Origin of the sequence: Pseudomonas sp. NBRC 111124 (assembly GCF_001320245.1) — a bacterium.
Classification (GTDB): domain Bacteria; phylum Pseudomonadota; class Gammaproteobacteria; order Pseudomonadales; family Pseudomonadaceae; genus Aquipseudomonas.
In genome coordinates this window covers 114,106-128,254 of sequence record NZ_BCBA01000005.1, presented here as the reverse complement: position 1 = coordinate 128,254, position 14,149 = coordinate 114,106, and the positions used below count along the sequence as shown (strand labels likewise).

Genomic DNA, 14,149 nt, shown 5'->3' with positions numbered 1-14,149 from the left:
AGGAGAAAACAACATGACTCTGCGTAAGATCGCAGGGCTAGGAGCCCTATTGTCCCTCGTAATGCCCGGGCTTGCCCTGGCAGAGGAAGCAGCTGCCCCAGCGCTGAACTCCGGCGACACCGCCTGGATGCTCACCTCGACAGCGCTGGTGCTGTTCATGACCATTCCGGGTCTGGCCCTTTTCTACGGCGGCATGGTGCGTTCCAAGAACGTACTGTCGGTGATGATGCAGTGCTTCGCCATCACGGGTCTGATCAGCATTCTCTGGGTCATTTATGGCTACAGCATGGCCTTCGATACCACCGGTATGGAAAAGGGCGTGCTCAACTTCAATTCCTTCGTCGGCGGGTTCTCCAAGGCGTTCCTGAGCGGCGTCGCGCCGGCCAACCTGACGTCGGCCACCGCACTGTTCCCTGAGGCAGTGTTCATCACCTTCCAGATGACCTTCGCCATCATTACCCCGGCGCTGATCGTCGGTGCCTTTGCCGAGCGCATGAAATTCTCGGCAATGCTGGTGTTCATGGGTATCTGGTTCACCCTGGTGTACGCACCCATCGCGCACATGGTCTGGAGTGGTGACGGCGCGTTGCTGTGGGACTGGGGCGTGCTCGACTTCGCTGGCGGCACCGTGGTGCACATCAACGCCGGTATCGCAGGCCTGGTCTGCTGCCTGGTCATGGGCAAGCGCAAAGGCTATCCGACCACCCCGATGGCCCCGCACAACCTGGGCTATACCCTGATGGGCGCGGCCATGCTGTGGATCGGCTGGTTCGGCTTCAACGCCGGTTCCGCCGCCGCCGCCAATGGCACTGCGGGCATGGCCATGCTGGTGACCCAGATCGCCACTGCCGCCGCTGCGCTGGGCTGGATGTTCGCCGAGTGGGTCTTCCACGGCAAGCCAAGTGCCCTGGGCATCGCCTCGGGTGTGGTTGCCGGCCTGGTCGCGATCACACCGGCCGCTGGTACCGTGGGCCCTATGGGCGCTCTGGTGATCGGCTTGGCCTCGGGCGTGATCTGCTACTTCTGCGCCACCACCCTCAAACGCAAGCTGGGTTATGACGACTCGCTCGACGCCTTCGGCGTACACGGCGTCGGCGGCATCATCGGCGCCATCCTGACCGGCGTGTTCGCGGCACCGGCCTTGGGCGGCTTCGGCGCGGTCACCGACATCGGTGCCCAGGTCTGGATCCAGGCCAAAGGTGTGATCTTCACCGTCGTCTACACCGCTATCGTCACCTACGTGATCCTCAAGGTGCTGGATGTGGTGATGGGCCTGCGGGTCAACGAAGAAGAAGAGTCGGTCGGCCTTGACCTGGCTCAACACAACGAACGCGGCTACAACCTGTAAGCGCGACGCTGGAAAAACTTGCCCGGTTCGCCGGGCATTTTTTTGCCTTTTTTTTACCATTTCCTGCATGGCAAACGGTTTATCACTCACGTTCGCGACGTAGGCCAAAAACTTACAACTTTTGCGGCGTTTATGGTGCTTTGCTTTTTCCACGAGCACGCTAGAATGCGCGCCAAAGGGTGTTTGACGAGTAGTCCGCACGCTTTACCAGCCTTTGCTAGGCTTGCCATTAGCGTGCGGCCAGCAGGGTTCAAGGATTTGTCAGGTCCTGCCAGGAGCAGGACCTGCTGGGTGCCGCCTCCCATCAGGAGCGCCGACCCAAGGGCAGTGGCCTAACCCACGGCCAGTTGAATTTTCACTGGTGGCTGCCGGTCTACGGCTGCACTGGTCTATAACTAACCTGCTTTTCGCAAGTCATGAGGTAGAACATGAGCGACGACGATCTGGAAAATGATGACCTCGAAGTAGGCGACGAAGACGAGGCTGATGAGGGCCTCGAAGCGGCAGCTGACGATGTCGCGGAAGATGCTGGCGATGATGACAGCAGCCCGGCACCGACTGCCAAGGGCAAATCCAAGGCCGCTGTCTCGGTAGACGAGATGCCGAGCATGGAAGCCAAGCAAAAGGAGCGTGATGCCCTGGCCAAGGCGATGGAAGAGTTTCTTTCGCGCGGTGGCAAGGTGCAGGAAGTCGAGGCCAACGTGGTCGCCGACCCGCCCAAGAAGCCGGACAACAAGTACGGCAGCCGCCCTATCTGAGTGGCTGAATGCAAAAGAGCCCGCCGTCGCTGCGGGCTTTTTTGTGCCTGTCAGTCAGCGCCAGGATGCCAGAATGTCTGGTAGCTGCGAAAGGCGCTGGATCTCCGCATCCGGTGCACGCTCACCCGCCCAAGCCTTGCCCTGCGGGTTGAACCATACCGCACGCAAACCGGCGCGCTGGGCCCCGGCGATGTCATCGCCTGGGTGGTCACCGATGTGCACCGCCGCACTGGCTTCAACCTCGCCACGTTTGAGGGCTTCCATGAACGGTGCGGGATCCGGCTTGCCGATGCCCAGGTCCTCGGCGCACAGGGCAAAGCGGAAATAGTCCGCCAGCCCCAGACGGCGGATATCGGCGTTGCCGTTGGTGACCACGCCCAGGGTGTAGTGACGGCGCAGGATCTCCAGCACCGGCTGTACCTCAGGGAACACCTCGATCTGGTGGCGGGCGTGCAGGAATACTTCAAAGCCCTCGTTGGCCAGCGCCTGCGCCTGCTTCTCGCCGTAGCCGACTTCTTCCAGGGCATGGAACAGCACGCGCCGGCGCAGAGCACTGATGCGGTGCTTGAGGCCCGGCTCGGCCTGCACCAGGCGTTCGCGAATGGCAAACAGGTGCTCCACCGGGACGCCGCCGAGGATCGGTGCGTTGGCTTCGAGCCAGTCGCGCAGCACGACCTCGGCACTGGCAATCACGGGCGCGGTGTCCCACAAGGTGTCGTCGAGGTCGAAGGTGATCAGCTTGATGCTCATGAGTCTGTGCCTTTGCTGCGTTTGGCCCGAGGGTGGGCGCTGTCGTACACCGCGGCCAGGTGCTGGAAGTCCAGGTGGGTGTAGATCTGCGTGGTGCTGATGTCGGCATGGCCGAGCATTTCCTGCACCGCACGCAGGTCCTGAGACGATTCCAGCACATGGCTGGCGAAGGAATGGCGAAGCATGTGCGGATGCAGGTGCTGGCCCAGCTCGCGCTCGCCGGCCGTCTTGACCCGCAGCTGGATGGCTCGCGGGCTCATGCGATTGCCTTGGCGGGTGATGAACACCGCACTGTCGCGGGGGCCGCCGATGCCTCGCAGTTTGAACCAGGCCTGCAAGGCCTCACGGGCCTTGCGGCCGACCGGCAGCACGCGGGTCTTGCTGCCCTTGCCAAGCACCTGCACCAAGCCTGCGGCCAGGTCGAGCTGCTCGAGGTCAAGGTTGTTCAGCTCGGACAGGCGCAGGCCGGAGGAATAGAAAAGCTCGAGGATGGCCTGGTCGCGCCGGGCGATGAAGTCGTCGTCGACGCCGCCATCGAGCAGCTGCAGGGCGCGGTCGGTGTCCAGCACCTTGGGCAGCCGGCGTTCGCCCTTGGGCGCGCTCAGGCCGGAGGCCGGGTCATGCTGGCACAAGCCTTCGCGGTTGAGGTAGCGGTATAGACCGCGTACTGCCGACAACAATCGCGCCAGGCTGCGCGAGGACTGGCCATGATGGTGCAGGCGAGCGATCAGCTGGCGCAGTTGCTGGATCTGCAGCGCGTCCCAGCCCGCGATGCCTTGGCTGTTGCAGTATTCGATGACCTTGTCGAGGTCGCGGCGGTAGGCTAGGAGGGTGTGTTCCGACACCTGGCGCTCGTTGCGCAGGTGTGCGCAATAAGCCTCCAGCTGGCGTTCCATCAGCGCACCGGACGCAGGGTCTGGGTCACGCGCGGCACTACGCGGCCGAGCACTTCGGCGATATAGCCGAGGAACAAGGTGCCGACGCTGCTCTTGTAGTGCTGCGGGTCGCGGCTGCCGATCGCCAGCACGCCATGTAGCCCTTGGTATTCGAGTGCTGCAACCGCACTGGAGCCGACTTCCTGCTGCTGTTCCTTGCCGAACAGGAAGGCCAGTTCGTGTTCGCGCAGATTGCCGCTCACAGTCTTGCCGCCGCCGAGCAGGCCACCGATGGCTTGCTGGGCTTCGGCATTGCTGACCCAACGGCCGACGGGCGCTGCGTTGTCACCGAACAGGATCAGGCTGACGAAAGGCACCTGGAATTCCTGGCGCAGGCTGTCTTCGACAGCCATCACCACTTCTTCCAGATTACCGGCATCGAGCAAGTCGAGGATCAGCCGGCGGGTCTTGTCGAACAGCCGGTCGTTGTCACGGGCCACGTCCATCAGTTGCGACAGGCGATGGCGCATCTCGATGTTGCGGTCGCGCAGCAGCTTGAGCTGGCGCTCCACCAGCGAAACGCTGTCGCCGCGCTGATGGGGGATGCGTTGCTCGATCAGCAACTCGTCGTGCTCGGCGAAGAAAGTGGGGTGGGCGCGCAGGTAGGCGACCACCGTTTCGGCATCGAGCTCGTCAGGCTGCTGGGGTACTGGCTGATCAGTCATGGCGGTTACTCGCTTAGAGACGAACCTGTCCTTCGAAGACGCGCACGGCGGGGCCGGTCATCAACACGGGCTTGCCGGGGCCGGCCCATTCGATGTTCAGGCGGCCACCCGGCAGGTCGAGAGACACCGGAGAGTCCATCCAGCCCTGACTGATGGCGGCCACGGCCGCGGCGCAAGCGCCGGTGCCACAGGCCTGGGTTTCACCGGCGCCACGCTCCCATACTCGCAGGTTGGCGCGATGGCGGTCGATGACCTGAAGGAAACCGGCATTCACCCGCTGCGGGAAGCGTGGGTGATTTTCGATTTTCGGGCCCAGTTCATGCACCGGCGCAGTGTGCACGTCATCGACGCGCAGCACGGCATGCGGGTTGCCCATGGACACGGCGGCAATCGAATGCACCTGGCCGTCGACTTCCAGCGGGTAGTTCAACGCCTGCTCGTCGGCAATGAATGGGATGTCTGCCGGGATGAAGCGCGGCGGGCCCATGTCGACACACACCTGGCCGTCGTTCTGCACGTCCAGCTCGATGATGCCGCCCTTGGTTTCCACGCGGATGCGCTTCTTCGCGGTCAGGCGCTTGTCCAGCACGAAGCGGGCGAAGCAGCGCGCACCGTTGCCGCACTGCTCGACTTCGGAACCGTCGGCATTGAAGATCCGGTAGCGGAAGTCTACTTCCGGGTTGCTCGGTGCCTCGACGATCAGCAGCTGGTCGAAGCCGATACCGGTGTGGCGGTCACCCCATTGCTTGGCGTGCTTGGGCTGGATGTGCGCGTGCTGGCTGACCAGGTCGAGGACCATGAAGTCGTTGCCCAGCCCATGCATCTTGGTAAAGCGCAGCAGCATGGGTTCACTCCGGCAGCAGGCTTTCGCCAGCGTACAGTTCGGCGATGGTCTCGCGGCGGCGGACTTCGAAAGCCTGGTCACCGTCGACCAGGATTTCCGCGCAACGCCCACGGGTGTTGTAGTTGGAGCTCATGACGAAACCATAGGCGCCCGCCGACTGCACGGCCAGCAGATCACCTTCGGCCAGGTTCAGCACGCGGTCCTTGGCGAGGAAATCGCCGGTTTCGCAGATCGGGCCGACCAGGTCGTAGGCACGGCCTTCGCCTTCGCGTGGGGCAACTGCGCTGACACCCATCCAGGCCTGGTACAGGGCCGGGCGGATCAGGTCGTTCATCGCCGCGTCGATGATGGCGAAGTCTTTGTGTTCGGTGTGCTTGAGGTATTCCACGCGGGTCAGCAGGGCACCGGCATTGGCCACGATGTAGCGGCCTGGCTCGAAAACCAGGGCCAGGTCACGGGTGCCGACGCGCTCGCGGATGGCCTTGATGTAATCGGCGACCAGTGGCGGCTCTTCGTCGCGATAGCGCACGCCAACGCCGCCGCCCAGGTCCAGGTGGCGCAGGTGGATGCCGCACTCGGCCAAGCGGTCGACCAAGGCGAGCAGGCGGTCGAGGGCATCGAGGAACGGGTCGACGGTGGTCAGCTGCGAGCCGATGTGGCAGTCGACACCGACCACATCCAGGTTCGGCAGCTGTGCGGCGCGTACGTAGATGGCTTCGGCGTCGGCGATGGCGATGCCGAACTTGTTTTCTTTGAGGCCGGTGGAGATGTACGGGTGGGTGCCGGCATCGACGTCCGGGTTCACGCGTAGCGAGATCGGGGCAACCTTGCCCATCTCGGCGGCCACCACTTGCAGACGCTCGAGCTCGTCGGTGGATTCGACGTTGAAGCAGTGCACACCGACTTCCAGGGCGCGGCGCATGTCTTCGCGGGTCTTGCCGACACCGGAGAACACCACGCGATCGGCACGCCCGCCAGCGGCCAACACACGCTCCAGCTCACCGCCGGAGACGATGTCGAAGCCCGCGCCCAGGCGCGCCAGGACGTTCAGCACACCGAGGTTTGAGTTGGCCTTTACGGCGAAGCACACCAGGTGATCGGTGCCTTGCAGGGCGTCGGTGTAGCTGCGGTACTGGGCTTCGATGTGAGCGCGCGAGTACACGTAGGTCGGGGTGCCAAACCGTTCGGCGATGGCCGACAGGGACACGCCTTCCGCGAACAGTTCACCGTCGCGGTAGTTGAAAGCGTTCATCTGATTTCCTTACTGCTCTGGCGTCTGCTCGGGCTGGATTGGCTGCTCTTCTTGCGGCTGGACCGCAGGCGCGTGCTGGTGCTGGTGCGTCTTTTTCGGACCTTTGCCGTCCTTGCCGTCTTCTGGCAGGTACAGGGGGCCCTTCTGACCGCAGGCCGAAACGAGGCAGGCAACGGCGACCAGCGCCGCGAGCGAGGAAATCAGGCGCTTCATGGGTGAAATCCTTTGAAATATGCAGTATTGCGCCCGAGTATACCGAGCGACCGGCGGATTGCCTATGCAAGAGCCGGTCCGTCGGGCGGGCTATGCTTTGGGGCTATCGCCACGGGTAATCGAGCCAGTGCCGAGTGCGGCTAAACCTTTGCATTCATGGCCCGGCGCCCGTATCTTGCCCGGCTTGCCCGTAAAGCAGCCAATTTCGAGGTTCCTGCAATGAGTTTGAGCGAAGCGCGTTTCCATGATCTGGTCGACGCGACCCAACAGGCCCTGGAAGACCTGTTCGACGAGAGCGGCTTGGACCTGGACATGGAAAACTCCGGGGGTGTGCTGACCGTCAAGTTCGAAGGCGGCGCCCAGCTGATTTTCAGCCGCCAGGAGCCGCTGCGTCAGCTGTGGCTGGCCGACCGTTCCGGTGGCTTCCACTTCGACTACGACGAAGAGAGTGGCAAGTGGGTGTGCGAGAAAAGCGAAGAGCTGCTCAATGAGATGCTCGAGCGCATCGTCTGGGAGCGGGCCGGCGAGAAGCTGGACTTCGACGAGATCTGACATGACCAGCCAGGTGCGGCCGCCCAAGCCGCTGTACAGCAACGTCAGCCCGGCCGTGCCTTCGCCTTGCATCAGCGTCTGCCGGCTGGATGAACAGCGGGTGTGCACCGGCTGCCACCGGCATGTCGAGCACATCCGTGAATGGCGCTCGGCCGACGACGAACGGCGCCGGCAGATCTGCCGCGAAGCCGAGGCCCTGCGCGCGCGGGCTTGAGTATTTACCCGGCTGTGGTAGTGTCGGGTTGTGCGTCGGTGACGCAAAAGCATTCACAAACCCCGCCCTTGGGCGGGGTTTTGCTTTATCTGCCTGCAGGAAACCGCCTGTTCAAAGGAGTCTGACTGGATCATGAGCACCAAGCCTTCCCTCACCCTCACTCGATTGGACGTACAGCGTCTCGAGCGCCTGATCGACAGCCTCGACGAAAGTACGCCGGGTGTGCTCGCCTTGCAGGAGGAGCTGGACCGTGCCGGTCAGGTGGTCGGGCATGACGAAGTGCCCGCCGGTGTGGTGACCATGAACTCGCGCGTGCATTGCCGTGAGGAAGCCAGTGGCAAGGACTACCACCTGACCCTGGTGTACCCGAAGGATGCGGGGGGTGAAGGCAAGGTTTCTATCCTCGCGCCGATCGGCTGTGCGCTGCTGGGCTTGTCGGTGGGTGAGCAGATCGACTGGCCGGCGCCAGGGGGAAAGACCTTGAAACTGAAGCTGCTGGAAGTCGAATACCAACCGGAAGCCGCTGGCGACTTCGACCTCTGATGGTTCAAGGCTCCAGGATTGCCTGCAGTCGCACCAAGCCATCGTTCAAAGCCTGCTCCAGTTCGCCCTTGTAGCGCAAATACAGGCTGGTCGAACCCTGTTCATCTTCGAGCAGCTCTGACAGGTCCAGGTCGGTGATATAGCAGCGGTAGTGCCCCTCGCTACGTCGCTGGCCAAGGATCTGCCGGGCGACCACCTCATACAGTTGATCGCCATGCTCCAGCTCGGAAAACTCCTGCTGGTCGCAGTACAGCGTCACATGTACATCATCCCCCGTACCGCCCTGCAGAATGGCCTGAACCTCATAGTAAGGTTGGTCGACGCCAGCACTGGGCGCCCAGCGGGGCTCGATGCTGCGCGCCTTGCCCGGGCCGGAGGGCAGTAGCTGGGCATAGTGGATAGCCAGTGCAGCCTGCTGCAGATGCTCGAGCGGCAGACGGGCATCGTGGCGCACCACCACCGAACGCAGAAAACGCTGCAACGGCAGCAGCAGATGGCTTTCGTCAAATAATGGCAGGCGCTGCTGCCACAGGGCGTTGTACTCATCCAGCACGTACAGGTCGGCCCAGCCGTCGAGCAGTCGGTAGAACACCTGGATGCAATTGCGCCGGCCTTGTTCCAGAACCAGGGGCAGGTCGTAGTCCTGCAGTGCATTGCCATCCAGGTGCAACGGGCTGTAGCGGCTGCGCGCTTCGCCCAGATGATCGAGCACGGCGTCATGATCGGCCAGGGTCGCCAGGCTGACCTGGCCGGGCAGCAGTTCCAGTACATGGGTGTACTGCGCCACCTGCAGCAGGTAGCGGTGGTTCAGGCCCTGGTCGAGCAGCAGTTGTGCAGTGTCGAAGATTTCCTCGACCCGCTGGCTGATGGCCTGGGCGCGGTTGTGGCAGAAGCAGCGCACCCGGACCTGCGGGCGGTGGCTGCGCTGGCCGAGGCTGTTGAGGAAGTCACGCAGGCAGCGCAGCAGTGCGTGCTCACCGTCGTAGCGCTGCACCAGCACTTCGTTCCAGCTGTTGAGGGTGACCTGGTCGATGGTCAGCACCAGGTTTTCGCGTACGCCGGCATAGCTCAACGAGTCGGTGCGCTCGGTGGTCATCATGATGTTCAGGTCGCGGTGATGGCGCAGCGGGTCGACACCGACATTGACCAGCAGCAGAATCTCGTCAGCCACGCTCGGTTGCAGCAGGTGCGCTTCGCTGACGCTGGCCAGCGGCAGCGGGATGCTCTGCTGCAAGCTGCCCAGCAAGTTGAACAGCTCGAATTCGCTGAGGTCGCTGTCGCCCGGGTGCAGGGCCAGGCGCGTGGCGCTGTCGATGACACCGTTGCGGTGGGCCCAGGTCAGCAGCTCGAGCAACTCACGGCAGCGCTTGATCGGGCTGAAATGCTCCCATTCGTGCACCCCCAGGTTGCCGTTGTACAGGCCCCAATGATGGCTGCCAGGTTCCTTGCGATTCGGCGATTGGACCAGCGTCAAGGTGTCTTCGGCGATGTCCGGGGCAATGCCCGGGTTGATCACCTCAATCTTGCCGGCGCGGCGTTCGAAGGCAGCGTACAGGCGCCGGCCCAGGACATTCAGGTCACGCTGGTCGGCGCGGCTGCTGGCGCCCTGGTTTTGCGCGAACTGGGCGAGAAAGCGATAGCTATGGTTGAGTTCCGCCACCAGCACCCGGCGTTCGACGGCAACCTGGCGCACCTTCCACTGGCTGCGGCTGTCGAGCATGGCCAGCTGGCGCTCGTCCCAGCCCCACTCATCGGCCAGGCGCTGCAAGAGTTGGCGCTGCCAGCCGTTGCTGCGGGTACGGTCCAGCCCGCTCAGCTTCTTGTTGACCTTCAAGTACAGGCTGCGTCGCACCAGTTCCAGCCGTTCGGTTTCGCCGCGTTGCTGCAGGTAGCGCTCGATGCGCCGGTACACCATGACATAGGGGTCGAGCTCGTCAAGGTCGAGGTGGTTGGCGAACACCGCCTGCTTGTAGTCCAGGCTCAGGCAACGCACGGTCGGGTGCTCGCTGGCATAGACCTCGGTCAGCAACAGCTTGAGCAGTGACTTGTAGGGCGAATCGATGCCCTTGAACAGTTGCCACAGGCCGGCGCCGACGTACTCGCCGGGCGGGATATGCGCAAGGTTGCCAAGGTCGAGGGCGTCCTGGTTGCGAATGAAGCGCTTGGACAGCAGGGTCTGGGTATAGGCGTTGTAGTTGTGCTCTTCATAGACCGGCACCAGCCACCACAGCGGCGTGCGCCCGGCGAGCCAGATGGCGGTGCGGTAGAACTCATCGAGCAGCAAGAAATGCTGGGTAGTGCCGCAATCATCGGAACTGAGCTGGCTGTCACGCCGGCCCAGGGCGAAGCTTTGCGGGTCGATCAGGAAGAAGTGTGCCTCGGCGCCCTGGCTGGCGGCCCAGGCTTCCAGCAACTGACATTTGCGCCGCAGCTCTTCGCGCTCGGCTTCGGCCAGGCCAGGGGCATGGCACACCCACAGGTCCATGTCGCTCTGTTCAGCTTGGGCCAGCGAGCCGAGGCTGCCCATCAGGAACAGGCCGTGGATCGGGCGTGGCGGGTTGCCGTGGCGTGCCTTGTAGGCAAACGAGCGAGCCAGGCGCTGGGCATCGGCGACCTGGTCGGCATCCGGTTCGAACCCCGCGACCCCGGCCGGCGTGGCGCCGGAAACGTAACCGGGCAGCAGCGGATGGTTGACGTGGAACAGCAGCGGCAGCAGGGTCAGGACCAGCTGCTGGCGGCTCGACAGGCCCTCCATCGCGCGTTCGAGCCGGCACTGGTTGATGTGCAGGAAGCGCGCACGCAATGTCGCCAGCACCTTGCGATCGATGCCTTCGTCCAGGTCTGGGCGGATTTCGTGGGGGTGGTTCATTGCGCACTCAGGGGGGCAGGGGAGCTGGGGGAGTTTAGCCTGAGTGGGGCAGTCGGATAAGCGGAATATGGATTATTGGCGCCATTTTTCTATCGCATTTCGGCGCGGCCTGTGTAGGAGCGAGTTTACTCGCGAACAAGGGCGTAGCCCTTGCCATGCACCGCGGTGCTTGCCTCGCGGGTAAACCCGCTCCCACATGGCCGGTGCAGGCTCAGGCGGGCTGTGGGGCTTTGAGGACATTGAGCAGCAGTTGCACGCTTTCTACCGCATCATGCCCCAGGCTGGTCAGGTAACCACCATCGGGCTGATCGGTCAGTTGCTTGTCGTGCAGGCGCTTGGCCGCAGCAACCAGGGCAGGGGAGGCGTTGGCGTGAATCTTGATCCCTTCCTGGCTGCTGTCCAGGTTGAACAGGGCGAGTACTTCCAGTTCGGCGATCAGTTCGGGGGTAAAGGACATGGCAACTCCTGACTTCCAGACGAGGATGGCGGCACCGCCAGCGATGCCTGATCCTGGAGTGTAGTCGGGTTATTCGTCGTCGCCTTGATCCATCTCAGGCGGCAGCTCGGGCAGGGCGCGCAGGGCTGTCTCGTACCACTGGCCGTCGAACGGGCGGTCTTCCTGAAGCATGTTGTCGATTTCGAATGCCAGCACGTGAGCCATGAGGTTGAGAATGTCGTCGCGCTCGTAGCCGACCAGGGTCAGCTTGTTGAAGGTGGCCTTGGCCGCTGCCGGCTCGCCGCTTTCGATCTGGTTTTCGATGGCCTCGGTCAGTGTCGCCTCGGCGAAGGCTTCGTCGTCATTGCCGGTTTCGTCGTGCTCGCTCATGGCGGTACTCCTGTGGTGGGACGCACAGTTTGCCATGCCCGCGCTGGCAATGCCCGGTCATCGACCGGGTGCATGACGCTGGTCAGGGGCCGGCGTACGGTCTATAACAGCCGAGCCATCCCCACACGGCCTGGAGGCTGTAACTCGATGCTCAAGCTTCACGGATTCTCGGTTAGCAACTACTACAACATGGTCAAGCTGGCCCTGCTGGAGAAAGGCCTGCCTTTCGAGGAAGTCACCTTCTACGGCGGGCAGGCGCCGCAGGCGCTGGAAGTCAGCCCGCGCGGCAAGGTGCCGGTGCTGGAAACCGAACACGGATTTCTCAGCGAGACCAGCGTCATCCTCGACTATATCGAGCAGACCCAAGCCGGCAAGGCGCTGCTGCCAAGCGACCCGTTCGGCCAGGCCAAAGTGCGCGAGCTGCTGAAGGAAATCGAACTGTACATCGAGCTGCCGGCGCGTACCTGCTACGCCGAGTCGTTCTTCGGCATGGCGGTGGAACCCCTGATCAAAGAGCGTGCACGTACCGACTTGCTGGCAGGGTTTGCCACGCTCAAGCGCAACGGCCGTTTCGCGCCTTATGTGGCGGGTGAGCAGCTGACAGTGGCGGACCTGATGTTCTGCTTCTCGGTGGACCTGGCGTACGCGGTCGGCAAGAAAGTGCTGGGCATCGACTTCCTGGCGGACTTCCCGCAGGCGAAGGCGTTGCTGCAACGGATGGGCGAGAACCCGCACATGGCGCGGATCGTGGCAGACAAGGAGGCTTCGATGCCGGCCTTCATGGAGATGATTCGCAGCGGTAAACGTTGAAGGCTGGGGCTGCAGTGCAGCCCCAGACGCTACTTAACGCGAAGCCAGCAGGGCCTTGCCGCGCACGACGGCAGCACGTACCTGCGCAGGCGCGGTACCACCGATGTGGTTACGGGCATTCACCGAGCCTTCCAGAGTGAGCACGGCAAACACGTCCTGCTCGATCTGATCGCTGAACTGGCGCAGCTCGTCCAGGCTCATCTCGGCCAGGTCCTTGCCGGTATCGACGCCGTACTTCACGGCATGGCCGACAATCTCGTGGCAATCACGGAACGGCAGGCCGCGGCGCACTAGGTAGTCAGCCAGGTCGGTAGCGGTGGAGAAACCGCGCAGGGCTGCTTCGCGCATGATGGCGTGCTTGGGCTTGATTGCCGGGATCATGTCGGCAAAGGCGCGCAGCGAGTCGCGCAGGGTGTCGGCGGCGTCGAACAGCGGCTCTTTGTCTTCCTGGTTGTCCTTGTTGTAGGCCAGCGGCTGGCCTTTCATCAGGGTCAGCAGGCCGGTCAGGGCGCCGAACACACGGCCGCTCTTGCCACGCACCAGCTCCGGCACGTCCGGGTTCTTTTTCTGCGGCATGATCGAGCTGCCAGTGCAGAAGCGATCAGGCAGGTCGATGAACTGGAATTGGGCGCTGGTCCATAGCACCAGCTCTTCGGAGAAGCGCGACAGGTGCATCATCGCCACGCTGGCAGCAGCGCAGAATTCGATGGCGAAGTCGCGGTCCGAGACGCCGTCCAGCGAGTTGCCAGCTACGGCTTCGAAGCCCAGCAGCTTGCAGGTCAGCTCACGGTCGATCGGGTAGGTGGTGCCCGCTAGAGCGGCGCTGCCCAAAGGCATGCGGTTGGCGCGTTTGCGGCAGTCGACCAGGCGCTCGTAGTCGCGGCTGAGCATTTCGAACCAGGCCAGCAAGTGGTGGCCGAAGGTGACTGGCTGGGCGGTCTGCAGGTGGGTGAAGCCGGGCATGATGGTTTCGGCTTCACGCTCGGCCTGTTCCAGCAGGCCCTGCTGCAGGCGGGTGATCTCGGCCAGGATCAGGTCGATCTCGTCTCGCAGCCACAGGCGGATGTCGGTGGCTACCTGATCGTTGCGGCTACGGCCGGTGTGCAGCTTCTTGCCGGTGATGCCGATGCGGTCGGTCAGGCGCGCTTCGATGTTCATGTGCACGTCTTCGAGGTCGACGCGCCAGTCGAAGCTGCCAGCCTCGATTTCGCCCTGGATGGTTTTCAGGCCATCGATGATGGTGTCGCGCTCGGCATCGCTGAGTACGCCAACCTGCGCCAGCATGGTGGCGTGGGCGATCGAACCCATGATGTCGTGGCGGTACAGGCGCTTGTCGAAGTCGACCGAGGCGGTGAAACGGGCGACGAAGGCGTCGACGGGCTCACTGAAGCGGCCGCCCCAGGACTGATTGGTCTTGTCGGTGCTCATGGATTCACTCATTGCAGGCGTGAACGAAAAAGTGGCGCCGATAATAGCAGGGTTGGGCCGACTGCCGCAGGGCGTCGGTCGACAGAAAGCTGTGGAAAACCCCCATAAAGGCAGGCCTGAACGATATTTAACGATTGAACGG

General features: G+C 63.2%; 16 protein-coding genes. 6 read left to right on the top strand and 10 right to left on the bottom strand.

The window, feature by feature from the left end; all coding sequences use genetic code 11:
• Nucleotides 1-13 precede the first annotated feature (13 nt).
• Together APH28_RS03385 and sutA are read left to right on the top strand one after the other, a co-directional pair.
• Nucleotides 14-1,348, top strand: coding sequence for an ammonium transporter (locus APH28_RS03385; protein WP_060507632.1), 1,335 nt, complete (start codon nucleotides 14-16; stop codon nucleotides 1,346-1,348).
• Nucleotides 1,349-1,776: 428 nt separating this feature from the next.
• The gene (gene sutA, locus APH28_RS03380; protein WP_060507631.1) at nucleotides 1,777-2,106 is read left to right on the top strand and encodes a transcriptional regulator SutA; all 330 of its coding nucleotides are present in this window, start codon (nucleotides 1,777-1,779) and stop codon (nucleotides 2,104-2,106) included.
• 54 nt (nucleotides 2,107-2,160) lie between these two features.
• Here the strand turns inward: sutA and APH28_RS03375 are convergent, their stop codons facing one another.
• The 6 genes from APH28_RS03375 to APH28_RS03350 are packed head-to-tail and all read right to left on the bottom strand — an operon-like array spanning nucleotide 2,161 to nucleotide 6,765.
• Entirely contained in the window at nucleotides 2,161-2,856 is a 696-nt protein-coding gene (locus tag APH28_RS03375) for an HAD family hydrolase (protein ID WP_060507630.1), read from the bottom strand.
• The gene (xerC, locus tag APH28_RS03370) at nucleotides 2,853-3,752 is read right to left on the bottom strand and encodes a tyrosine recombinase XerC (RefSeq protein WP_060507629.1); all 900 of its coding nucleotides are present in this window, start codon (nucleotides 3,750-3,752) and stop codon (nucleotides 2,853-2,855) included. Before xerC ends, APH28_RS03375 begins: the two co-directional genes overlap by 4 nt.
• Nucleotides 3,752-4,456 (bottom strand): DUF484 family protein, encoded by a 705-nt coding sequence (locus APH28_RS03365; protein WP_060507628.1) that lies wholly within the window; start codon nucleotides 4,454-4,456, stop codon nucleotides 3,752-3,754. Before APH28_RS03365 ends, xerC begins: the two co-directional genes overlap by 1 nt.
• 13 nt (nucleotides 4,457-4,469) lie before the next feature.
• Nucleotides 4,470-5,300, bottom strand: coding sequence for a diaminopimelate epimerase (gene dapF / locus APH28_RS03360; protein ID WP_060507627.1), 831 nt, complete (start codon nucleotides 5,298-5,300; stop codon nucleotides 4,470-4,472).
• A 4-nt stretch (nucleotides 5,301-5,304) separates the two neighbouring features.
• Nucleotides 5,305-6,552, bottom strand: coding sequence for a diaminopimelate decarboxylase (gene lysA / locus APH28_RS03355; protein WP_060507626.1), 1,248 nt, complete (start codon nucleotides 6,550-6,552; stop codon nucleotides 5,305-5,307).
• Between the two features lie 9 nt (nucleotides 6,553-6,561).
• Nucleotides 6,562-6,765, bottom strand: coding sequence for a lipoprotein (locus APH28_RS03350; RefSeq protein ID WP_060507625.1), 204 nt, complete (start codon nucleotides 6,763-6,765; stop codon nucleotides 6,562-6,564).
• Nucleotides 6,766-6,984: 219 nt separating this feature from the next.
• Between APH28_RS03350 and cyaY the strand changes: the two genes are divergently transcribed.
• The 3 genes from cyaY (at nucleotide 6,985) to rnk (ending at nucleotide 8,074) form a co-directional block, all read left to right on the top strand.
• Nucleotides 6,985-7,317, top strand: coding sequence for an iron donor protein CyaY (gene cyaY / locus APH28_RS03345; RefSeq protein WP_054886458.1), 333 nt, complete (start codon nucleotides 6,985-6,987; stop codon nucleotides 7,315-7,317).
• Nucleotide 7,318: 1 nt separating this feature from the next.
• Entirely contained in the window at nucleotides 7,319-7,531 is a 213-nt protein-coding gene (locus APH28_RS03340; RefSeq protein ID WP_060507624.1) for a DUF1289 domain-containing protein, read from the top strand.
• A 132-nt stretch (nucleotides 7,532-7,663) separates the two neighbouring features.
• A complete protein-coding gene (gene rnk, locus APH28_RS03335; RefSeq protein WP_060507623.1) occupies nucleotides 7,664-8,074 on the top strand; it encodes a nucleoside diphosphate kinase regulator in 411 nt (136 codons plus the stop codon).
• Between the two features lie 4 nt (nucleotides 8,075-8,078).
• Here rnk and APH28_RS03330 read toward each other — a convergent pair whose 3' ends face one another.
• The 3 genes from APH28_RS03330 to APH28_RS03320 all read right to left on the bottom strand — a co-directional run bounded on the left by APH28_RS03330 (nucleotide 8,079) and on the right by APH28_RS03320 (nucleotide 11,769).
• Nucleotides 8,079-10,943, bottom strand: a complete 2,865-nt coding sequence (locus APH28_RS03330) for a class I adenylate cyclase (protein ID WP_060507622.1) — start codon at nucleotides 10,941-10,943, stop codon at nucleotides 8,079-8,081.
• Between the two features lie 211 nt (nucleotides 10,944-11,154).
• Nucleotides 11,155-11,400 carry a TIGR02647 family protein gene (locus APH28_RS03325; RefSeq protein WP_060507621.1) on the bottom strand — a complete coding sequence of 82 codons (246 nt, stop codon included), beginning with the start codon at nucleotides 11,398-11,400 and terminating at the stop codon, nucleotides 11,155-11,157.
• A gap of 69 nt (nucleotides 11,401-11,469) precedes the next feature.
• On the bottom strand, nucleotides 11,470-11,769 hold the full coding sequence (locus tag APH28_RS03320; RefSeq protein WP_060507620.1) for a hypothetical protein: 300 nt from the start codon (nucleotides 11,767-11,769) through the stop codon (nucleotides 11,470-11,472).
• Between the two features lie 147 nt (nucleotides 11,770-11,916).
• Between APH28_RS03320 and APH28_RS03315 the strand changes: the two genes are divergently transcribed.
• The gene (locus tag APH28_RS03315; RefSeq protein ID WP_060507619.1) at nucleotides 11,917-12,579 is read left to right on the top strand and encodes a glutathione S-transferase; all 663 of its coding nucleotides are present in this window, start codon (nucleotides 11,917-11,919) and stop codon (nucleotides 12,577-12,579) included.
• Nucleotides 12,580-12,612: 33 nt separating this feature from the next.
• Here the strand turns inward: APH28_RS03315 and argH are convergent, their stop codons facing one another.
• The gene (argH, locus tag APH28_RS03310; RefSeq protein ID WP_027916957.1) at nucleotides 12,613-14,007 is read right to left on the bottom strand and encodes an argininosuccinate lyase; all 1,395 of its coding nucleotides are present in this window, start codon (nucleotides 14,005-14,007) and stop codon (nucleotides 12,613-12,615) included.
• Nucleotides 14,008-14,149: the final 142 nt, after the last annotated feature.